This is a genomic window from Mesorhizobium sp. M6A.T.Cr.TU.017.01.1.1 (assembly GCF_004023115.1).
In the GTDB taxonomy this organism is placed as follows: Bacteria; Pseudomonadota; Alphaproteobacteria; order Rhizobiales; family Rhizobiaceae; genus Mesorhizobium; species Mesorhizobium mediterraneum.
The window spans coordinates 90,468-111,703 of sequence record NZ_RZTA01000002.1 but is presented as its reverse complement, the minus strand read 5'-3'; the positions used below and the strand labels follow the sequence as shown (position 1 = coordinate 111,703).

The 21,236-nt window shown below is 63.6% G+C and carries 14 protein-coding genes; 5 read left to right on the top strand and 9 right to left on the bottom strand.

Translation table 11 applies throughout. The annotated features are described in order from the left end of the window. From EOB36_RS01260 to EOB36_RS34830, 3 genes are all read right to left on the bottom strand, one after another. Positions 1 to 603 carry a DUF922 domain-containing protein gene (locus tag EOB36_RS01260; RefSeq protein WP_128284099.1) on the bottom strand — a complete coding sequence of 201 codons (603 nt, stop codon included), beginning with the start codon at positions 601 to 603 and terminating at the stop codon, positions 1 to 3. A gap of 142 nt (positions 604 to 745) precedes the next feature. Continuing rightward, the gene (locus tag EOB36_RS01255) at positions 746 to 2,425 is read right to left on the bottom strand and encodes an electron transfer flavoprotein-ubiquinone oxidoreductase (RefSeq protein WP_128284098.1); all 1,680 of its coding nucleotides are present in this window, start codon (positions 2,423 to 2,425) and stop codon (positions 746 to 748) included. A gap of 300 nt (positions 2,426 to 2,725) precedes the next feature. Beyond that, positions 2,726 to 2,878, bottom strand: coding sequence for a hypothetical protein (locus EOB36_RS34830; protein WP_164897418.1), 153 nt, complete (start codon positions 2,876 to 2,878; stop codon positions 2,726 to 2,728). Between EOB36_RS34830 and EOB36_RS01250 the strand changes: the two genes are divergently transcribed. The 3 genes from EOB36_RS01250 (at position 2,853) to EOB36_RS01240 (ending at position 5,250) form a co-directional block, all read left to right on the top strand. Beyond that, complete coding sequence (locus EOB36_RS01250) at positions 2,853 to 3,419, top strand: hypothetical protein (protein ID WP_164759164.1); 567 nt, start codon at positions 2,853 to 2,855, stop codon at positions 3,417 to 3,419. The two genes, EOB36_RS34830 and EOB36_RS01250, sit on opposite strands and share 26 nt — an antisense overlap. 37 nt (positions 3,420 to 3,456) lie before the next feature. Further along, the gene (locus EOB36_RS01245; RefSeq protein WP_128284097.1) at positions 3,457 to 4,344 is read left to right on the top strand and encodes a uracil-DNA glycosylase; all 888 of its coding nucleotides are present in this window, start codon (positions 3,457 to 3,459) and stop codon (positions 4,342 to 4,344) included. A 93-nt stretch (positions 4,345 to 4,437) separates the two neighbouring features. Then, on the top strand, positions 4,438 to 5,250 hold the full coding sequence (locus EOB36_RS01240) for a helix-turn-helix transcriptional regulator (protein WP_128284096.1): 813 nt from the start codon (positions 4,438 to 4,440) through the stop codon (positions 5,248 to 5,250). Here EOB36_RS01240 and EOB36_RS01235 read toward each other — a convergent pair whose 3' ends face one another. Together EOB36_RS01235 and EOB36_RS01230 are read right to left on the bottom strand one after the other, a co-directional pair. Further along, entirely contained in the window at positions 5,251 to 6,153 is a 903-nt protein-coding gene (locus EOB36_RS01235) for a DMT family transporter (protein WP_127205181.1), read from the bottom strand. A gap of 44 nt (positions 6,154 to 6,197) precedes the next feature. Beyond that, positions 6,198 to 8,504 carry a xanthine dehydrogenase family protein molybdopterin-binding subunit gene (locus EOB36_RS01230; RefSeq protein ID WP_127205169.1) on the bottom strand — a complete coding sequence of 769 codons (2,307 nt, stop codon included), beginning with the start codon at positions 8,502 to 8,504 and terminating at the stop codon, positions 6,198 to 6,200. Positions 8,505 to 8,656: 152 nt separating this feature from the next. On the opposite strand from EOB36_RS01230, the gene pepN reads away from it, so the two are divergent. Together pepN and EOB36_RS01220 are read left to right on the top strand one after the other, a co-directional pair. Further along, positions 8,657 to 11,302, top strand: a complete 2,646-nt coding sequence (pepN, locus tag EOB36_RS01225; protein ID WP_127205168.1) for an aminopeptidase N — start codon at positions 8,657 to 8,659, stop codon at positions 11,300 to 11,302. Positions 11,303 to 11,633: 331 nt separating this feature from the next. Then, positions 11,634 to 13,955 carry a PAS domain-containing sensor histidine kinase gene (locus tag EOB36_RS01220; RefSeq protein ID WP_126102915.1) on the top strand — a complete coding sequence of 774 codons (2,322 nt, stop codon included), beginning with the start codon at positions 11,634 to 11,636 and terminating at the stop codon, positions 13,953 to 13,955. Between the two features lie 96 nt (positions 13,956 to 14,051). Here EOB36_RS01220 and EOB36_RS01215 read toward each other — a convergent pair whose 3' ends face one another. From EOB36_RS01215 to EOB36_RS01200, 4 genes are all read right to left on the bottom strand, one after another. Beyond that, positions 14,052 to 17,012 carry a bifunctional [glutamine synthetase] adenylyltransferase/[glutamine synthetase]-adenylyl-L-tyrosine phosphorylase gene (locus EOB36_RS01215; RefSeq protein ID WP_128241951.1) on the bottom strand — a complete coding sequence of 987 codons (2,961 nt, stop codon included), beginning with the start codon at positions 17,010 to 17,012 and terminating at the stop codon, positions 14,052 to 14,054. Continuing rightward, on the bottom strand, positions 17,012 to 18,487 hold the full coding sequence (locus tag EOB36_RS01210) for an ATP-binding protein (protein WP_095486560.1): 1,476 nt from the start codon (positions 18,485 to 18,487) through the stop codon (positions 17,012 to 17,014). The genes EOB36_RS01215 and EOB36_RS01210 overlap by 1 nt, the downstream gene beginning before the upstream one ends. Before the next feature lies 1 nt (position 18,488). Continuing rightward, positions 18,489 to 19,163 carry a response regulator transcription factor gene (locus tag EOB36_RS01205; RefSeq protein WP_164547000.1) on the bottom strand — a complete coding sequence of 225 codons (675 nt, stop codon included), beginning with the start codon at positions 19,161 to 19,163 and terminating at the stop codon, positions 18,489 to 18,491. Between the two features lie 410 nt (positions 19,164 to 19,573). Beyond that, on the bottom strand, positions 19,574 to 21,109 hold the full coding sequence (locus EOB36_RS01200) for a Do family serine endopeptidase (protein ID WP_095486558.1): 1,536 nt from the start codon (positions 21,107 to 21,109) through the stop codon (positions 19,574 to 19,576). Positions 21,110 to 21,236 lie beyond the last annotated feature (127 nt).

Here is a 21,236-nt window from a genome sequence, read left to right as displayed (position 1 = left end):
CTACTGCTTGCGCAGGGCACCAACGAGGTGCTCGACATGGCCGCCGTCGCGATGCTCGCGCGCGTCGAAGGCGTTCTGTTTCGCCTCGTATTCGGCATAGACGTCCTTGATCCGGCGCCTCGCCTCGCGGTGCGTCTTGCTGCACAACCAGTTGTCGGCGAACTCCAATCCAGTGATCGATTTCTCGGTGGCCCGCATCATTGTCCTGGCGATGCGGCCGTGGCTATGCTCGTGGGCACGAACGCCCGCGAAAAACCGCTTCCAGCGCTTCTGAAGCGCCGGCGTCGCGGCTGAGGCCATGCGGGGCAAGGTGTAGGTGAGATCGAGTGTCCCATTGGCCTGCCGCAGATGGCAGACATCACCCTCCCTGCGAACCTCAAGGTCCCAATTTACGGTATAGGCGGTCAGCGCGATGGCGTGTGTCATGAAGCCGTGCCTCTTTGGACCCTTGCGGTCCATGGCCTCGATCAGGGCGGCGCCCGTGGTTCCTGATATGTCGTAGGTCCGGGTCTTGACCAGCACCTTCGTGTCAGCCGATGCCGATGGTGCGAAGCCGCACAAGGCGCCAATCGCTGCAAGGCACGTCAGGATCGCCACGCGCATGGTCATCTCTCCGGGTTAGGAAGGAAGGGAACCACAAGCGCCGCGCCGCTTCAACGTTTTTTAGAGGCCGCAAATGTAGCGGGCCTCACCGACTGACGGTCGAGACCGACGCGGCGATTCTGGCGGACTGCCGTTTGATAAGCTACATGTTCTGGTAGACAGGTCCCTCGCCACCTTGTGGCGGCACCCAGGTTATGTTTCGGTTCGGGTCCTTGATGTCGCAAGTCTTGCAGTGGACGCAGTTCTGCGCGTTGATGACGAAGCGCACGTCCTTCGCCTCGGGATCGGCGGCGGCGTTGCCATCCTTGTCGACCCATTCGTAGACGCTGGCCGGGCAGTAGCGTGTCGAGGGCCCAGCAAAGACATCGTGCTCGGAACGCTGCTGCAGATCCATATCCGCGACCAGCAGGTGGACAGGCTCGTTTTCCTCGTGGTTGGTGTTGGAGAGAAACACCGACGACAGGCGGTCGAAGGTGAGCACGCCGTCCGGCTTCGGATAGACGATCTTCTTATGCTTGGCGGCCGGTTCCAGCGTCGCATAGTCGGCCTTGCCGTGCTTCAGCGTGCCGAAGGGCGAAAAGCCGAACAGCGTGTTCAGCCACATGTCGAGGCCGCCAATGCCGACGCCGACGACGGTGCCGAAGCGCGACCACAATGGCTTGACGTTGCGCACCTTCTTCAAATCCTTGCCGATGTCGGTCGCCCGCCATGCCGCCTCGTAAGAAGCCAGTTCGTCATTGCTGCGACCGGCGCCGATCGCCTCGGCGACATGCTCGGCCGCCAGCATTCCTGAGAGCACGGCATTGTGCGAGCCTTTAATGCGCGGCACGTTGACGAAGCCGGCGGCACACCCGATCAGCGCGCCCCCGGGGAAGGACAGTTTCGGCACCGACTGCCAGCCGCCCTCTGTGATGGCGCGGGCGCCATAGCCCAGCCGCTTGCCGCCCTCGAATGTGCCCTTGATCGCCGGATGGGTCTTGAAGCGCTGGAACTCGTCGAACGGCGACAGATAGGGGTTCTTGTAGTTGAGGTGGACGACGAAGCCGACCGCCACCTGGTTGTCCTCCAGATGGTAGAGGAAGGAGCCGCCGCCGGTCTTCATGTCGAGCGGCCAGCCGAAGGAGTGCTGGACAAGGCCCGGCCGGTGGTTCTCCGGCTTGACCTGCCAGAGCTCCTTGAGGCCGATGCCATATTTGCCGGGCTCGCGGCCGTCGGAAAGATGGTATTTGGCGATCAGCTGCTTGGCCAGCGAGCCGCGCGCGCCCTCGCCAATCAGCACGTATTTACCCATCAGCGCCATGCCCGGCGCGAAGCCCGGGCCATGCGTGCCGTCCTTCTCGACGCCCATATCGCCGGTGACAACGCCGGTGACCGCGCCTTCGTCACTGTAAATAAGGTCCACGGCGGCAAAGCCCGGATAGACCTCGACGCCCAGCGCCTCGGCCTTGGTCGCCAGCCAGCGGCAGACATTGCCGAGGGAAACGATGTAGTTGCCATGATTGTTCATCAGCGGCGGCATCAGGATGTTGGGCAGACGGAACGAACCGGCGGGGCCGAGGACCAGGAAATGGTCTGCCGTCACCGGCGTCTTGAAAGGATGACCCTCTTCGTCACGCCAGCCCGGCAACAGCCGGTCGATGCCGATCGGATCGACGACGGCGCCGGACAGGATGTGGGCGCCGACTTCGCCGCCCTTTTCCAGGACGACGACGGAAAGCTCGGGATTGACCTGCTTGAGACGGATCGCGGCGGCGAGGCCGGCCGGACCGGCGCCGACGACGACCACGTCGAATTCCATGCTTTCGCGTTCGATATCGCTCATCAACCCCTCACTGCCCAGAGTGCCGCGCGCCCATTGGACGCGCAAAGGACACTCTGGCAACTTTTATTTTCGCATGATCCTTTCCAAAAAGTGATTTCATTTTTTGGGGTCATGCGAGCGCATTTGCGCATCTTGCTGGCTTATCCGCTGCATAGCGCATCAATTCGCGACGCGAAACCGGCGCTGACGTGACAATGCCGATTTCGTCAAAAAGTCGCGCATCGTACTACAGAATCGCGATTTGGGGTCCACCCGAACATCGATCTGGGCCAGGCTCATTTCCAAGGAGAGCCGTCGCCCTCACGTTTTTAATTGTTCGACGGCTTGCTTATCGTCCATACTTCGCGCCATGCGCATATACGGGCCGACTGGCTTTTCATCGACGCGCTTTTTTTCCTCGCCCGGACGGATTTGCCGGGCGCTCGTTTTGGCCCTTTTGCCGTTGGCGCCCATTGGCGCACATGCCGAGCCGCAAAGGGTCTGGGCGGCCGGAGCCTACTCCTTTTCTGACGAGCTCGGCGGCTTCCGCATCACCAGCGCCTCGGGCGTCGGGACAAAGGAGGACCCGCTTGTCATCACCGAAGAGCTCAATTCGGCAACACCGGTGACACTGACTATCCGCACGACAAAGCCGATCCAGCCGTTCGGCACCGCGGGCCAATTTGCCAACGGCCTCATGTATATGCGCATCGACGTGCTCAACAACAGCGGCCAGGCCTGGGTCGAGTTCCAGTTCGAACTCCAGGAGGTGCTCCACCGGCCGAGCGTGTTCGGCGACGGCCTGTCATTCGACCAGCGCAACAAGACGCCTGATAACATCTGGTCGAGCAGCTTTGCCGATTTCGATCGCGACTTCGAACCCTATGATCGGCTGCTGTTCAAGAGCGGCAAGATCGACCCCCTGAAGACAGCAAAATTCGATTACCTGATCACCGACTACACACCGCGCTGGACGTTCTATCTGGTGCAGGATCCGCGTATACCGTCGAGCTGAACTTGCAAATTCCTGCCGCGCGGCCGAATGTGAAGGCATGACTGCCGTTTCCCGAGACAACCGACCTGATATCGCCGACCTTTTGGCCTTCTACGCCAGCGCGGGCGCCGATGAAGCGCTCGAAGACGAGCCGGTGAACAGGTTTGCCGAGGCTGCGTCAAAGCCACCTGGGCGGGCGCCAGCGACGGTTACGCCGCCAACTGGTGAAAACGCCGCACTGCCACGCTCGACCAGCGTGTCACGCGCCGAAATGGGCGAAAGGCAAGCTGCGGCACCGGCGGTGCGCGCGCCGTCGGGCACAGCGACGGTGCCCGACGAAGCGCAAGCGGCATTGGCGCGCCAGTTGGCAATGACGGCCGCAACCCTGGACGAGCTTCGCCAGCACATGGCGGCGTTTGACGGCTGCAATCTCAAGTACACCGCCAAGAACCTGGTGTTCGCCGACGGCAATCCGAATGCCGCTGTCATGCTGGTCGGCGAGGCGCCCGGCCGCGACGAGGACATAGAGGGATTGCCGTTCGTCGGCCGCTCGGGCCGGCTGCTCGACCGGATGCTGGCTGCGATCGGCCTCGACCGCACATCGGCTTACATCGCCAATGTCATCCCCTGGCGGCCGCCGGGCAACCGCACGCCGACACCGCACGAGACCGAGATTTGCCGGCCGTTCATCGAACGGCAGATCGAGTTGGTCAATCCGAAGGTGCTGGTCAACCTGGGCGGCCCCTCGGCAAAGACCCTTCTCAACACCACCGAGGGGATCCTGCGGCTGCGCGGCAATTGGCGCGTCCACACGACCGCTTCCGGCATTGCCATTCCCGCCATGCCAACCCTTCACCCGGCCTATCTCTTGAGAACCCCCGCGCACAAGAAGCTGGCGTGGCGGGATTTCCTTGAGGTGAAGGCGAAACTGCGGGCGCTGGGTTGACGACCAGCGTTTCCTCGCCCCGCAAAGCCGGGAGAAGCGCCATAACCTGCCAGGTAATTGAAATGCATCCGCTGCAGGCCTAGTCATGCGCTCATGACAGCAACCCAGACGTCCGCCGGCAGCCTCATTCGCGAATGGCGCACGCGCCGGTGCATGAGCCAACTCGATCTCGCCATGGAAGCCGAAATCTCACAGCGGCATCTGAGCTTCGTGGAGAGCGGTCGCGCGGCACCTTCGCGCGACATGGTGCTGCATCTGGCCGAGCAGCTCTCGATCCCGCTGAGGCAGCGCAACCAGCTCCTGCTGGCCGCGGGTTTTGCCCCTAGCTTCAGCGAGCGCTCGCTCACCGATGCCTCGCTGGCGCCGGCGATGGCGGCCGTCGAGATCGTGCTCAAGGGGCACGAGCCCTTCCCAGCCCTCGCTGTTGACCGGCACTGGAACCTGGTGTCGGCGAATGCCGCCATCGGCCCGTTCCTGGCCAATGTCGCCGAGCCCTCCTTGCTGAAGCCCCCGGTCAACGTGCTGCGACTCAGCCTGCACCCGGGTGGCGTCGCGCCGCGCATCGTCAACCTCGCCGAATGGCGCGCGCATCTTCTCGACCGGCTGAAACACCAGAACGACGCCTCAGGCGACCCGGTCCTGGTCGAACTGGAACGCGAGCTTCGGACCTATCCGTCCGGCCTGAACGGCGCACGACCGGTGCCGGTCGAGCCGAACGCAATCGTGCACCCGCTGCGGCTTGCCCATGGCGATGCTGTGCTGTCGTTCATCAGCACGATCACCGTGTTCGGCACGCCGCTCGACGTGACGCTGTCGGAACTGGCGATCGAATCCTTTTTCCCTGCCGATGAGCAGACAAGGACGGTGCTGGTGCGATTGGCGAAGGAGCGGGCCGAGCCGTTCTGATCATCCTTGCGGCGGGGTCGCCTGTCGGGTGCGCGCACGTTCGAGGCCAAGCTGGCGCTCGCGCCAGATGATAAAGATACCGGCGGCAACGACGATCAGGCCGCCGATGAGCATATGAACCGTCGGGACGTCGCCGAAAGCAAGATAGCCGACGGCTATGCCGAGTATCATAGACGTGTACTCGAAGGGCGCCACGACCGAGGCCTCAGCATGGCGATAGGCTGCCGTCATCAGTATCTGAGCGACCCCGCCGCAAAAGCCTGACACAACCAGAAGGCCTGCCTGCACCGGTGTCAGCGCCTGCCAGCCGAACGGCAGCGAAAGCAACGCCAGGACGCTCGCCGTCACCGAAAACCACAGCACGATGGTTGCCGTCGGCTCGCTCTGGACGAGATTGCGCACCAGCAGCATGGCTACGGCCGAGATCGCGGCCGCGACCAGGGCGGCGATGACGCCGAGCACCTCCTGATCGCCGAGTGCTGCGCCCGAGCTCAGCAGGGTCAGTTCCGGCCATGAGATGACCAGCACGCCGACCAATCCGACCGCAACCGCGCTCCAGCGATAGACGCGGATCGCTTCGCCGAGGAAGATCGAACTGAACACCACCACCAGCAGCGGCTGTGCGTAGTTCAGCGTGATCGCCTCGGGCAGCGGCAGACGCGTCAGCGCGAAAAAGCCGAGGCCCATGGCGCAGACGCCAACAACGCCGCGCGCAATATGGTTGAGCGGGCGTTTGGTGGAAAATGCGGTGCCAAGCTTCCCCTGGAAGGCCAGGAAGATGATGATAGGAAAGATGGCGAAGAAGGAGCGGAAGAAGACGATCTGGCCCGCCGGTACGGTGCCCGCCGCCTTGATGCAGGACGACATGCCGACAAAGACCGCCACCGACACGATCTTGAGCATGATCCCGGTCAGCGTGTTGTGTCCGCCGGGATGATCTGTAGGGCTCACTTAGCAGTTGCTTCCTGGATCGCTGCCCAGATGCGCGCCGGCGTTGCCGGCATGTCGATGTGCCTGATGCCGTAGGCGCGAAAGAGTGCATCCGTCACCGCGTTGAGCGCGGCTGGCGTCGCTCCGATCGTGCCGGCCTCGCCGGCCCCCTTGATGCCCAGCGCATTGGTGGTCGATGGCACATTGCGGGTCTCGAAATGGAAGAACGGTAAATCGTCGGCGCGCGGCATGGCGTAATCCATGAAGCTCGCCGTCAACAGCTGCCCGTCCTCGTCATAGACCGTGTTCTCGGTCAGCGCCTGGCCGATGCCCTGGACGACGCCGCCATGCACCTGGCCAGCTAGCAGGATCGGGTTCACGGTGACGCCGAAATCGTCGACGATCGTATAGCGAACAATCTCCGTCGTGCCGGTGTCGGGATCGATCTCGACCTCGCAGATGTGGGTGCCGTTCGGATAGGTGCATTCGTCCTGCACGAACTCGCCAAAGCCTTTGAGATCGTCCGGGTTCTTGGCGGCCTTGGCGATGCTCGAAAAATCGATCGTGCGATCGGTGCCGACGATTCGGGCGACGCCGTTGGACAATTCGATGTCGCCGGCCGAGGCTTCCAGTTCATCCGCGGCGATGCGCTTGATCTTGTTGGCCAGATCCTCACCCGCGCGAGAAGCTGATACACCGCCAAGAGGGATCGAGCGCGAGCCGCCAGTGCCGCCGCCGGCCTTCAGCTCGTCGGTGTCGCCTTGGCGGACCTGGATCTTGTCGATATCGAGATGAAGCTTTTCCGAGAGGAATTGCGCATAGGCGGTCGCATGTCCCTGCCCGTTGGTCTGGGTGCCGATCTTCAGCGTCACCGTGCCGTCGCCGTTCAGTTCGACAAAGGCCGGCTCAGAGCCCGGAAACGCACAGGCCTCGATATAGGTCGCCATGCCGATGCCGCGGATCTTTCCTTCAGCCTTCGACTGCGCCAGCCGTTCCGGGAACGCCTGCCACTCCGCCTGTTCGATGGCGCGGTCCATATGGCCTGCGAATTCGCCGGTATCATAAAGGCGGTCGGTCTGGGTGCGATAGGGAAACTGCGCAGGCCGAATGAAATTGCGCCGGCGGATCTCTTCGACGGGAAGGCTGAGATCGTGGGCGCAGGCGTCGACGAGCTTTTCCAGCAGGAATGCCGCTTCCGGGCGGCCAGCGCCGCGATAAGCATCGACCGGGCAGGTATTGGTGTAAAGGCCGGTCACCGAAACATCGAGCGCCTGGATATCGTAGACGCCGGTCGACATGGTGACGCCGATATAGGGGATGAACGGGCCGTATTGCGAGATGTAAGCGCCGATATTGGCGAGGAGATCGACCCTCATGCCGAGGAAGCGGCCGTCCTTGTCCATCGCCATCTCGGCGGTCACGACATTGTCGCGGCCTTGCGCATCGGTGAGGAAATGCTCGGTGCGGTCGCCGGCCCATTTGACCGGGCGGCCAAGACGCTTGGCAGCCTCGAGCACCAGCGGATGCTCGCGATAGACGAAGCTTTTCGGTCCGAAGCCGCCGCCGACATCCGGCGTGATGACGCGCAGCTGGTTCTTCTTGATCTTGAACACATCGGCCAGGATGTACTGCATCGAATGCACGCCCTGCGAGCCCGTGGTCAGCACGAAGCGGTTCTCTTGCGTGCTCCACTCGCCGATCGCCGAGCGCGGCTCCATGTAGTTGCAGACCAGCCGGTTGTTGATGAATTCGATGCGAGTGACATGCGCCGCCCCGGCGAATGCTGCCGCGGTCTTCGCCTTGTCGCCGATGTGATAGCTGAAGGCGCGGTTGGAGCCGAGTTCCGGCCAAACCAGCGGCGTGCCTTCGTCAAGCGCCGTGGCGGTGCCGGAGGCGGCATCCTCGCCCTCGTAATCGACCTCGATCAATTCGGCCGCGTCCTGCGCCAGCGCGCGGCTGTCGGCGACGACGAATGCGACGGCGTCGCCGACATAATTGACCCGGTCGCGGCAAAGGACCGGAATGTCGCGGGTCGGCGCCTTGGTGCCGTCCGGCTGCCTCTGCATGACGCCGGATTTCAGCTTGCCGAGATGAGCAAGATCCGCACCGGTCAGCACCAGATGGACGCCAGGTGCCGCCTTGGCCGCCTCGGTCGAACCGATGGTGAAGCTTGCCTTGGCCACCGGCGAGCGCAGGACGTAGCCGTGCAGGAGGCCGGCCGGCTGGATGTCGTCCGTATAGCGACCGAGACCTTTGAGGAAGGCCTGGTCCTCGCGACGCAGCACAGATGCGCCCATGCCGAATTTCGGTGTGACCACGGTCATGGATACCTCGCGATGATGTGGAGAACGAGTGCCTGAAATAGGCATTGCGCCAGTTTTGTCGAGTGACGGTTTCGTGTAAAGAGCGCGGGCTTCAAATTTTTAGACCAGCGGACCCACTTGCCGCTGCGGGAATCGACAGGAAACCCCACCGAATGCGCACTGACACCGGCCAGGTCTTCAAGCTCGAAGACTATCGCCCCAACGACTATCTCATTCCGGAAACCAGCCTGACTTTCCGCCTGTCGCCAGAAGCCACGCGCGTCACCGCCGAACTGACGGTCGAACGCCGCGACGGCGTGGCGGCGTCAGTGCCACTGGTGCTGGATGGCGATGGCCTGACGCTCAGCCGCATCGCAATCGACGGCCGGACACTCGCGCCGATGGATTTTTTTGCCACGCCCGATCAGCTGACGATCACCACGCCGCCCGCAGCACCCCGCTTCCAGCTCCTGATCGAAACCGAGCTAGCGCCGGCACACAACGAAGCCCTGATGGGCCTCTATCGCTCCAGCAACGTCTATTGCACGCAATGCGAGGCCGAGGGCTTTCGGCGCATCACTTATTTTCTCGATCGCCCCGATATCCTGTCCGTCTATACGGTGCGCATCGAGGCGCGGCGCCACGAGGCGCCACTGCTTCTTTCCAACGGCAACCCGGCGGGCAGCGGCGAACTTGCCGACGGCTGGCACTATGCGGTCTGGCACGACCCCTTCCCCAAGCCGTCCTATCTATTCGCACTGGTGGCGGGCGCGCTCGGCAAAGTCGCAGACAGCTTCATCACGCTATCCGGTCGCAAGGTCGATCTCGGCATCTATGTCGAGCCGGGCAAGGAGCGGCTCGCCGGCTACGCCATGGACGCCCTGAAGCGGTCGATGAAATGGGACGAGGAGGCGTTCGGCCGCGAATACGACCTCGACGTTTTCAACATCGTCGCCGTGTCCGACTTCAATATGGGCGCGATGGAGAACAAGGGCCTCAACATCTTCAACGACAAATATGTGCTGGCCGACCAGGAGACCGCCACGGATGCCGATTTCGCCAATATCGAGGCGATCATCGCGCACGAGTATTTCCACAATTGGACTGGCAACAGAATCACTTGCCGCGACTGGTTCCAGCTTTGCCTGAAGGAAGGGCTGACGGTTTTTCGCGATCACGAATTCTCGGCCGACCAACGCTCGCGAGCGGTAAAACGCATTGCCGAAGTGCGCACGCTCAGGGCGCATCAGTTTCCCGAAGACCAGGGGCCGCTGGCGCATCCGGTGCGGCCGCGCCGCTACCGCGAGATCAACAATTTCTACACGGCGACGGTCTACGAAAAGGGCTCGGAAGTGGTGCGCATGATCCGCACCATTCTCGGCGCCGAGACGTTCCGGGCCGGCATGGACCTTTATTTCCAGCGCCATGACGGCGAGGCTGCGACGATCGAGGACTTCATCAAGGTGTTCGAGGATGTGTCCGGCCGCGACCTGTCGCAATTTTCGCTCTGGTACCATCAGGCGGGCACGCCCAATCTGACGATCAGTTCGACGCACAATGCGGCAGCCCAGGAATTCACGCTCGAGATCGAGCAGTCGGTGCCGCCGACGCCGTCCGAAAGCCGCAAGCGGCTGATGCACATTCCGCTGGCCTTCAGCCTGGTCGGCGCCGATGGCAAAGCGATAGCCTATAACGGCGTCGAGGGAGCTTCCGTCGAGGACGGCGTTATCCACATCCGCAAGCGCCGGCACATGGTGCGCTTCTCGGGCGTTGCCGAGCGCCCGGCCATGTCGCTCAACCGCGGCTTCTCGGCGCCGGTGACGCTTTCCGTCGAGCAGAAGGCCGACGATCAGTTCTTCCTTGCCGGCCATGACGACGATACCTTCTCGCGCTGGCAGGCGTTCAACACGCTTTTGACCGACTCCCTGATATCCGCCTTCCGCCAGGTCCTTGGCGGCAAGCAGCCCAATTTCGCATCACGGTTGACCGATCTTGCCGGCAAGATAGCCGGCGACGAGACACTTGAGCCGGCCTATCGAGCGCTGGCTCTGGCGCTTCCGAGCGAAGCCGATATCGCCCGTGACATCGGCAAGAACATCGACCCCGATGCCATCCTCTCGGCCCGCGAGGCGCTGACGGCCGCGATCGCCGAGACCAACAGCGAGATATTCTCCCGCCTCTACGATCGACTGGCCGACAAGGACGCTTTCAGTCCGGATGCGGCGAGCGCCGGGCGGCGGGCGCTGCGCAACATCCTGCTCGACTATCTCTCGCTGCTGCCGGGAAGCGCGGCGCTTGCGGCCCGGCATTTCCAGTCCGCGACCAATATGACGGACCGCGCCGCTGCATTGACCGTGCTTGCGCTCCGCCACAGCGGTTCGCCCGAGACGGTCAAGGCACTGGCTGACTTTGGAGCGAAATATGCGACCGATCCTCTGGTGATGGACAAGTGGTTCCAGATCCAGGCCAGCGTGCCAGGCCCGCAAACCATTCATGCGGTGCGCGCCCTGACCGGCCACCCGGCCTTCTCTATGGCCAACCCGAACCGGGTGCGCTCGCTTGTCGGCACGTTTTCCAGCGCCAACCAGACCGGCTTCCATCGCGCCGACGGCGAAGGCTACCGGTTTTTCGTCGAAACGGTCTTGCAGGTCGAAAAGCGCAACCCGCAGTTGGCCGCCAGGCTGGCGACGGCACTCAGATCATGGCGCTCGCTCGAACCTGCCCGGCAGGCCAAGGCAAGGGAAGCGCTGCGATCGATTGCCAATGTCGAGAACCTGTCGGCTGATTTGCGGGACATCGTCGAGCGCACTCTTGCGTGATCCCTCCCCCTTGAGGGGAGGTTGGACAGCCGCCGAAGGCGGATGGACGGGTGGGGTCGCTGCGGCAGTGCGCGGCCTCGACCGATCCCACCTGCCTCGACCCTTGATTCAAAGATGGAGCGCTTCGCCGACGACCCCTTCCGGCCCTACGGGCCACCCGCCCCTCAAGGGGGAGGGAGATCGGCGGATTTAGCCATTATTTTAGTCGATTTTTAATCTTTTTTCGCCGCGCCTCTGGACAAGGCGAATCACCTTTGATTCTTTAGCTGAAGATTCGGAAGTGCGGCGTCGCCGGATCGTCAAGCAGATTCAAAATCGGGGAGAGCCATTTATGGCGAAGGCGGACGCGTGGGGCGCGCCCGGAGGGACGGCTTTTGAGCGGCGTGAGGCGAGAAGCGATGGTCTCGCCGGCAATGCGCGGCTCATCGCCGAACCCGCCTACCGACGGCTCCTGGCAGCCGAGCCACTGTTGCGCCGATCGATACCGGCCCTGATCATCATTTTCCTGCTCGTCATCGCGGCGCTGCGGTTCCTGTCGCTGATGAACGAGCGCGACGACGTGGAACGCGACGCCAAGGCGATCCTCTCGCTCGCGGCGGGCCAACTGGCCAGTTCGATTAGCGTCGATGCGAAGATGGCGCCGGGCGCGACGCAGGACCTGTTGGAGGGCATTAGCCGTCAGGGCGCCATGGGCCGAAGCCACGTGCTTGCGGTCACCGACGGCGCGCTCAAGATCATTGCCGTGACACCGCTATCAACGCGCTGGGAGGGGCGACCGCTCGACGGCATCGTCCAAGGCGGTCAACCGCTGTTCATGTTCGGCGACCGCGCCGGCGTCATGGAGGTCAGCATCGGCGGTCAGGACTGGTATGCGGCAGTGAGCCTGGCAAGTGGCGGGAAAGGCGCTGCCGCAGCGCTCGTTCCGCAGGAAGCGGTCTTCGACACGTGGCGCAAGACCGTTTCGCTCAACGTCACCCTCTTCGTGCTTACAGCCGGCGTGCTGATCATCATCCTCTACGCTTATTTCGGCCAGGCGGCGCGCGCCCAGGCCGCCGACCGCATCTATCTCGAAGCGCACCAGCGCATCGACATGGCGCTGGTGCGCGGCCGCTGCGGCCTGTGGGACTGGGACATGGTGCGTGGCAAGATGTACTGGTCGCGCTCGATGTACGACATGCTGGGCTACGAGCCCTGCGACACGATGCTGTCGTTCGGCGAGGTCGACGAGATCATCCATCCCGAGGACGGCGACCTGTTCGAGCTTGCCAACAGGATCGTCGCACGCGAGATCGATCACATCGACCAGGTGTTCCGGATGCGCCATGCCGACGGACAATGGGTGTGGATGCGCGCAAGGGCGCAGGTGATCGACCCGGAAGCGCCGGAGATCCAACTGATCGGCATCGCTGTCGACGTCACCGAGCAGCGGCACCTGGCGCTGCGCTCCGAGGCCGCGGATCTTCGTCTGCGAACGGCCATCGAAAACATCAACGAATCCTTCGTGCTCTGGGATTCCGCCCAGCGTCTGATCATGTGCAATTCCAAGTACCAGCAGGATAACGGCCTGTCAGATCGCGACGTGATGCCGGGCGCCTCGCGCGCCGTTCTGGAGGAACGCATGCTTGCCTTCGCTTCGGAGCGGCGGCTTGCCAACACCAACGGGCAGCAAGGCGGCGTGACCTTCGAGCGGCAGCTTGCCGATGGCCGCTGGCTGCAGGTCAATGAGCTCAGAACCAGGGACGGCGGCACCGTCTCGGTCGGCTCCGACATCACCCAGATCAAGCTGCACCAGGAGAAGCTGGTAGACAGCGAGCGCCGGCTGATGGCGACGATCCACGACCTCAGCCTTGCCCGCCGGGCGGAGGAAGAGCGGTCGCGCGAACTGGTCGAGCTCAATCGCGAATACATGAAGGAAACCGAGCGCGCCGAGGCCGCGAACCGGGCCAAATCCGAGTTCCTGGCGAACATGTCGCACGAACTGCGCACGCCGCTCAACGCGATCATCGGCTTCTCGGAGCTGATGGAACAGGCGCTGTTCGGGCCCTTGGGCTCGCCGCGCTACGAGGAATATGCCACCGACATCAACGGCAGCGGCAAATATCTTCTGGGCGTCATCAACGACATCCTCGACATGTCGAAGATCGAGGCCGGCCAGTTCTCGATGGATCAGGAGGAAATCGACCTCTGCCCGCTGATGAGGGAAACGGTGCGCGTCATCTCGCTGCAGGCAGCGGAAAAGTCGATCACTGTCGAAACACGCATCCCCGATTCACTGACGCTTTTCGCCGACCGCCGAGCAATCAAGCAGATCGTCATCAACCTCCTGTCGAATGCGGTGAAATTCACCGGCCAGGGCGGCCGCATTGCGGTAAGGGCCCGCAACACATCCAGCGCCCTGGTCCTGACGATCGAAGACAATGGCTGCGGCATCCCGAAGGAGGCGCTGAGCAAGCTCGGGCGGCCGTTCGAGCAGGTGCAGAACCAGTTTTCCAAGAGCCATGCCGGATCCGGCCTTGGCCTTGCCATCTCACGCTCGTTGGCCGAGCTTCAGGGCGGCGCCTTGAAGATCCGCTCCACCGAAGGCACCGGCACGATCGTGTCGGTGCGCATTCCGATCAAGAAGTCGACGCAGCCGGTCAGGGCGGCGGCCTGACCCTCAGTTGTCGTGAAGCGGTTGGAACTTTCGGGAACGCCGGAGGGACAGCGCCCCCGATGCTCTCGCCGAAACAGCCGTTTTGACGTTACGCCCTCATGGTCGTTTCGCACGAAGCAGAAGGTCGAAATCTTTCCTGACCTTTTGCGACGTCTCCTTGAGGTGCGCTTCCAGCACACCGAAATCCGGCAGGTCGGTGACCGCCAGAAGCAGATCCGAAAGCCCCGGCGGAACGTCGTCCCGTTCGAACACGCCGGTGAGGCAGAGCCGTATCATCTGAGTCAGCGCCAGATAGAGCGCATAGGCATCGCAAAGCTCCTGCCTGACCTGGGCTTCAGCGAAATCCGGCGCCAGCCTCGACAGGACTTCCGCTGTCCCGGTGACCCGGCGGCCGGCTTCGACCTTGCCCGTGATCACCGCCACCTGCGCGATGAATTCGAGATCGATGAGACCACCCTGGATCAGCTTGATGTCCCAGAGATCGCGCGGCGGCTTCTCCTTCTCGATCATCGCGCGCATCTCGGACGCTTCGGCCATCACCTTGGCGCTGTCGCGCGGCAGGGCAAGCACCGCCGCCACCTCGGCCTCGACCTCGGTGCACAGCGCTGGATCACCACCGATCGCGCGAGCCCTGGACAGCGCCATGTGCTCCCATGTCCAGGCGTCCTGGCGCTGATACTTCTTGAAGGCATCGACATGGGTCGCCACTGGCCCCTTGTTGCCGGACGGCCGCAGGCGAAGGTCGAGCTCGTAGAGAACGCCCTCGGCGGTCGGCGCGGACACGGCCGATATCAGCCGCTGCGTCATCCTGGAGTAATAGTGGGACGGGGCGAGCGGCTTGTCGCCGTCGGATTCTTCGGCATCGGTGTCGTGATCATAGAGCAGGATGAGGTCGACGTCGGAGCCGGCCGTCAGTTCGCGGCTGCCGAGCTTGCCCATGCCGAGCAGCGCAACAGTGCCGCCAGCGACGCGGCCGTGCCGCAGCGCGAACTCGGCGATGACCGCCCGCAGCGCCGCGTCGATGGTAAGATCGGCCAGATCGGAAAAGGCACGGCCGGCGCGGACCGGATCGATCGAGCCGGCAAGCAGCCTGACGCCGATCAGGAATTTTTGCTCGGAAGCAAAGATACGCAAGCGGTCGAGCACGTCCTCATAGGCCCTGTCGCCTTCGAGGAAGGCGGCGAGACGCGCCGAGAGATAGGCGCGGTCCGGCAGCTCGGTCAAAAGGGCCGGATCCAGCAGGCCATCGAACACGTGCGGGCGGCGCGTGATGATAGCGGCCAGCCGGGGAGCCGCGCCCATGATCGTCGCCATCAGCTTCAGCAGAGCGGGATTGGACTGGAGCAGCGAGAAAAGCTGGATACCGGCGGGCAGGCCGGCAAGAAACTCATCGAAGCGTATCAACGCCTCGTCCGCCCGGCGCGTCTGGCCGAAGGATTGCAGCAGCGCCGGCGTCAGTTCGGTCAACCGCTCGCGCGCCTCGGCCGACCGGGTGACGCGATAGCGGCCGAAATGCCAGCCGCGGATAACGCGGCAGATGTCGCTCGCCCGCTGGAATCCCAATCTCTGCAGGGTCTGCAACGTGTCGGGATCGTCGACATCGCCGGTAAAGACCAGATTGCCGATGCCCGCCGAAAGCTCGGGCGCGGTTTCGAAAAGCGCTGCGTAGTGGCGTTCGACCTGATGGAGTGCAGCGCGGAACGCCCCGGCAAAGGCCGCCGTATCGGCAAAACCGAGCATACGGGCTATGCGTTCAAGCCCTTCGTCATCTTCCGGCAGTATATGCGTCTGCTCGTCGGCGACCATCTGGATGGCATGCTCGACGCGGCGCAGGAACCAGTATTGCCGGGCGAGCGCGTCGCGTGCATCGGCCGTGATCCAGCCGCGTGCCGCAAGTTGGCCGAGCATCGGCACGGTCTCGCGGCCGCGCAGCTCGGCGAAGCGGCCACCGGCGATGAGCTGCTGGGTCTGGACGAAGAATTCGATCTCGCGAATGCCGCCGCGGCCGAGCTTGACGTTGTGGCCCTTCACGGTGATCTCGCCATGGCCCTTGTGGGCGTGGATCTGGCGCTTGATCGAATGAACGTCGGCAATCGCCGCATAGTCCATGTATTTGCGCCAGATGTAGGGCTGGAGGTCCTTCAGGAACGCGGCACCGGCGGCGAGATCGCCGGCCACCGGTCGCGCCTTGATCATGGCAGCGCGCTCCCAGTTCTGCCCGCGCGCCTCGTAGTAGCGCAGTGCCGCCTCGACCGGGATCGCCAACGGCGTCGAACCGGGATCGGGACGAAGCCTTAGGTCGGTGCGGAAGACATAGCCGTGTTCGGTGCGGTCCTGGAGAATGCGGACCAGCCGGCGCGTCAGGCGCGAAAACAGCTCCGTCGCGTCGAGCGGATCGACGACGGCAGGTGCCTGCGGGTCGAAGAAAACGACGAGGTCGATGTCGGAGGAGAAGTTCAGCTCATGCGCGCCAAGCTTGCCCATGCCGAGCAGAATCCAGCCCGACCGGCGCGCCGGATCCTCGGGGTCCGGCAGGTTGAGCTTGCCTTGTCCGTGCGCGTCGCGAAGCAGAAAGTCGACAGCAGCGCGGGTGCAGGCGTCGGCAAGACTGCTGAGCCGCCGTACCGTGACGGCGGTTTCAGCCTCGCCTGCAAGATCAGCCAGTGCGATCAGGACATGCGCTTCCGCTTTCCATTGCCGCAGCTCCATCATCAGGCTGCTTTCGGAGATGGCTTCCGCCCGCGCGGCCTTGTCGATCGCCGTGCCGATCGTAATCAGCCGGGCCTCGACGGTTTGATCGAAAAGCGCATCGAGTATCTGCGGGCGGCGGCGCACTGTGTCGCGCAGAAACGGCGACAGGTCGAACACCGCGGCAAGGAAATCCTGGACGGCGCCCTTGCCGGCGAGAAATTTCGCCAGCCGAGTAAGCTCCTCTTCCTGCGCAGTGGAAGCGATTTCCGACAATTCCCGCCTGACGCGGTTCTGATCCAGGGGAACGAGCTTTGCCGCCGGCTTCAAGAGCCAGTTGGTCTGTTCCGCAGCCGCCCTCACCGCCATCAGCGATCCTCCCGTTCGGGAAAACTCATGACGACGGACAATCCGGGATCGGCCGGCAGAAGATCAAGCCGTCCGTTGTGGAATGTCATGATTGCCTTGGCGAGGCTGAGGCCCAGGCCGGAACCCGGCTGCGAGCGACTTTTCTCCAACCGCACGAAACGCTCGGTCGCCCTGGCGCGATCGGCATCGTCGGGGATGCCGTGGCCGTTGTCTGTGACGGAAAGCCTGATTTCCCTGCCGACGCGATCGAGCGCCACGCGGACGGACGGCTTGGCTGTCGAGTCGGTAGAATATTTGATCGCGTTGTCGACGATGTTCGACAGCGCCTGGCCGATCAGCTCGCGATTGCCTTCGACGGCGAAGGCATCCTGCACCGAAGTCTCGAGTGTCACCCCCGCCTCCTCCGCCACCGGCTCGTAGAGCTCGACGACATCGCGCACGGACGCAGCCAGATCGACCCGGCTGGTGCTTTCGGAGGAATAGCCCGCCTCCAGCCTGGAGATCATCAGGATGGCGTTGAAGGTTTTTATCAGCTGGTCGGACTCGGCGATGGTCCCTTCCAGCGCCTGCCGGTAGTCGGCGGCCTTGTACTTACCGGAAAGCGTCGCCTCGGCGCGGTTGCGCAGCCTAGTCAGCGGTGTCTTCAGATCGTGGGCGATGTTGTCGGAGACCTGCTTCAGCCCTTCGTTGAGCGTGGCGATCCTGGCCAGCATGGAATTGAGGTTTTCGGAGAGGCGGTCGAACTCGTCGCCTGCGCCGGTGACCGGCAGCCGGCCGGAAAGATCGCCGCCCATGATGCGGCGGCTCGCCTCCGACACCGAGTCGATACGCTTCAGCGCCGCGCGTCCGACAAAGAACCAGATCAGAAGCCCGCCAAGCCCCATCATGCCCAGCGCCAGCATCAGCGCGCGGCGGATGACGGCGCGGAACCGCTCCGGCTCGCCGAGGTCGCGACCAACCAGCATGATCATCTGGTTCGGCAGGCGCAACACCAGCGCAATGGCGTTATGCCCCTTCTCGCCCTCCACTTGCACTTCGTTCTGGCCGGACTGGGTGTCGTTCGGGTCGGCGACCGGATTGCGTTGCCGCTCGAGCTCGGCCTCGCCGAAGCGCCGGTAGGAAAACGGCTCTGTCGTCCAGCCTTCGGCCTCGAGAACGCCGGGCTCCAGGCTCTGCACGTTTCCGGTCAGGATCTGGCCGTTGGTGTCGGCGATCAAATAGAGATTGGCGCCGGGCTGGCGGGAGCGCTGCTCGACCACGCGGACCAGCAGCGGCAAGCCGCCGCGCTGATAGGCCCGGGCGAGGCCGAGCACCTCGTCGTTGATCGTGTCCTGGGTCTGGCCGGTCAGCATGCGCGCCGACAGCGAGGTCATGTAGAAGACGAGCAGCACCGCGCAGATGGCGAACAGCAGGAGATAGAGCGCCGAAAGCCGCGCTGCCGTCGTCCTCATGATGGCCGGCATGGAAAGAGCCATGCTACCCGCTCTTGAGCATATAGCCGGCGCCACGAACCGTGTGCAGGATCGGCTTGTCGAAGCCCTTCTCGATCTTGCCGCGCAGCCGCGAGACGTGAACGTCGATGACGTTGGTCTGCGGATCGAAATGGTAGTCCCAGACATTCTCCAGCAGCATGGTGCGCGTCACCACCTGGCCGGCATGGCGCATCAGATACTCCAGAAGCCGGAACTCGCGCGGCTGCAGCGTGATCTCGCGCGCCGCGCGCCGCACCGAATGCGAGAGCCTGTCGAGCTCAAGATCGCCAACCCGGTAGACGGTTTCGGCTTCCCTGGCGCTGGCGCGGCGGTTCAGCACCTCGACCCGGGCCAGAAGCTCGGAAAAGGCATAGGGCTTGGTCAGATAGTCGTCGCCGCCGGCGCGCAAGCCGGTGACCCGGTCGTCGACTTCGCCGAGTGCCGACAGGATCAGCACCGGCGTCGTGTTGCCTCTTGATCTCAGACCGGCGATGACCGACAGGCCGTCGCGGCGCGGCAACATGCGGTCGACGACCATCACGTCATAGTCGCCGGAATCAGCGAGCGCGAAGCCGGTTTCGCCATCGCCGGCGACATGGGCGGTGTGTCCGGCCTCAGTGAAGGCTTTCTGGAGGTAATCGGCCGCTTCGCGATCGTCTTCTATGACGAGAATCTTCATGGGACCGTTATACGCGATTTCGCTGGAAGATTGAGTGGCCGGCATATGCATCGTGGCCTCACCAGAGCGTATCGCGAACAAAGTGATTCAAGGATACGCCGTAAGTCTTTGTTTTGGAATGTCGTTGTCCCAAAGCCACCGGCACCCTCGGATCAAGACCGAGGCGGGCTTTTGGGCGACATGCTTCGTTGTTTGAGCATGTCGTCATCCCAAAACCGCTTCACACTTTTGGGCGACATGCTTCGTGTTTGAGCATGCCGTCATGCTCTGTTCGAGCGGCAGCGGGCGATGGGAGTCCGCTGCCGCTGGGGAACACGATGACTGACTGACTAACGTATTCAGGCCCCGTGCTTTCCGGTGCGGCGGCTCGGGGGGTGTTGAAAACCGCCGCACCGGAAAAGTCTGGAACGTCAGCCCTTGGCGACAGGCAGCGCGACGAAGCGGTTGCTATCGTCGCGGGTGATCTGCATCAGCACCGCCTTGCGGCCCGACTTCACCGCGTCGGCCATCGCCTTGGCGACATCGTCGGTGCCATTGACCTCCGTCGAATTGACCGAGGTGATGACGTCGCCCGGCTGGATGCCGCGATCGGCGGCATCGCTGTCGGGGTCGACATCGGTCACCACAAGCCCTTTGCCATCGTCGGATCTGGTGACGGTGAGGCCGAGATCGGCCAGCGTGTCGGCCTTTGGCGGAGCGGAAGGCTGCTGGTCGGCCGAAGCCTGCTTGTCGCTCGAAGGCAGCGTGCCGAGATCGACCTTGACGGTCTCACTCTTGCCGTCACGCCACAGCGTGACCTCGACCGGTTTGCCGGGCTGGTAGGCGCCGATCAGACGCGCGAGTTCCTTCGGCGAAGCGACGTCCTTGCCGTCCACCTGAGTGATGACGTCACCGGCTGATATACCGGCCTTCTTGCCCGGACCATCGTTCTGGGCGCTGGAAACGAGCGCGCCCTTATCGGACTTCAGCCCAAGCGATTCGGCGATTTCGGAGGTGACCGGCTGGATCTCGACGCCAAGCCAGCCGCGCTGGACGGTGCCGTCCTTCATCAGATCCTGCACGACAGCCTTTGCCGTCGAGGCAGGAATGTCGAAGGCGATACCGACGCTGCCGCCGGACGGCGAGAAGATCGCGGTGTTGATGCCGACGACCTGGCCGTTAAGGTTGAAGGTCGGGCCGCCCGAATTGCCGCGGTTCACCGAGGCGTCGATCTGGATGAAATCGTCATAGGGGCCGGCGCCGATATCGCGGCCACGAGCCGAGACGATGCCGGCGGTGACCGTGCCGCCGAGGCCGAACGGATTGCCGACGGCCACGACCCAGTCGCCGACGCGAACCTTGGAATCATCGGCGAAGTCGACATAGGTGAACTTGCCGTCGCCTTCGACCTTGAGCACCGCGAGATCGGTGCGTGGGTCTGTGCCGACCAGCTTGGCGTCGAGTTCCTTGCCGTCATGCATCACCACCGTGAAGGACGAGCCATCTCCGACGACATGGTTGTTGGTGACGAGGTAACCATCATCGGAGATGAAAAAACCGGACCCCTGGGCGACCGGCCGCGGCTGGCGGTTCTGATCACGGCGTCCGAAGCGCCGCATTCCATCCTGGCCCCCCTGATCGCCAAAGCCACGGAACTCCCTGAAGAAGCGGCGCAATTGCGGATCGTCGGGAAGATTGCCGAAGCCGTCGGGCAGGTCGGAGCCGTCGTCGGCGGTCGATTCTATCTTGGCTTTGACGCGTACACTGACGACCGCCGGCGAAACGCGCTCGACCACATCGGCGAAGCTCGGGACCTGCGGCGCCTCGACACGCACGGCCTCGGCCAGGACCGGGGCTGTCACGGTGGCAACCGCGCCGAAGCCGATCGCGCCGGCAATGGCCACTGAAGCTGCGGCAGCCATCAGGCGTTTGCGGGTGCGGGGATATGAACTGGGGGCAATATTCATGGGTCTCGTATCCTCTTCAAGGGATGCGCTTCGGTCGGCATCCTCGGGCAAGAGAAATAGAGGGGCGCACATTACGGCGCCATTTCCGGTGCATGAAACTTTCGTAATGTTTGCGGGGGCCGCCGCC